Source organism: Methylomonas subterranea, from assembly GCF_024505185.1.
In the GTDB taxonomy this organism is placed as follows: Bacteria; Pseudomonadota; Gammaproteobacteria; order Methylococcales; family Methylomonadaceae; genus Methylomonas; species Methylomonas subterranea.
In genome coordinates this window covers 1-776 of the sequence record NZ_JANIBJ010000098.1, presented here as the reverse complement: position 1 = coordinate 776, position 776 = coordinate 1, and the positions used below count along the sequence as shown (strand labels likewise).

General features: G+C 30.5%; 1 protein-coding gene. It reads left to right on the top strand.

Annotation, left to right across the window (positions count from 1 at the left end; genetic code table 11):
* Positions 1 to 266 precede the first annotated feature (266 nt).
* Positions 267 to 776 carry a hypothetical protein gene (locus NP590_RS20460; protein ID WP_256604598.1) on the top strand — a complete coding sequence of 170 codons (510 nt, stop codon included), beginning with the start codon at positions 267 to 269 and terminating at the stop codon, positions 774 to 776.

The window sequence follows — 776 nt, the reverse complement described above, 5'->3', positions numbered from 1 at the left end:
TATTGCTTTGAAGTTGGGATAATTACACATAAAGTAACTACTAAATTATTTTATCTTTAAAACTAACTGATATGATTTTATCAACTCCTTTAAAAATCAATTTCTTAGGATTTTTTACCGTTTCATATTTTGTCAGTTTTGGGGGGGTATCGTGCAGATACATCCCCCTATTTTTGACAATTTTTTATAGAAAATAAATTGACCGGAATACACAATATATTGTTTTAGAATTTGTCGCTCCTTAAACTGACAAATTCAAAAAAATCATGGATACTTCAAATTTAAACCCAGGCCAATTATACAAAAATTATAAAGCCCTTTGTGCTGCGATTGATGAACCGGTTAAAACTGGTGGCTCAAAAATCATTCAAATGGACGATTGGAAAAGATATTTTGACTTTAGAACAACTACTGGCAGGCATGAAATACATATTATCTCTATATATGATACTCCAAAGCCTAAAGAACTAAGCAAGCATAATAAAGTTTACTTGAATTCAATGAGTTATAACCTTCTTCATTACTTGGCAGACAATGCAAAAAGTGAATTTAATACTGTTTTTATAGCTAGAGGAAAACTAGCTATAGAATTTGGTCTTTGTAATAGGAATTACTACGATTTCAGAGGTGAGTTTGAAGCTTTACATAATGAGCTGAATGAAATAGTTGCTACTGCCAAAGAGGAAAGTAGCAAAAAATTTAACATTGACTTAGTCAATATAGACCAGTCTGAACAATTCAAAGAGTTTTATCGAAAACATGGAACAACCATATAA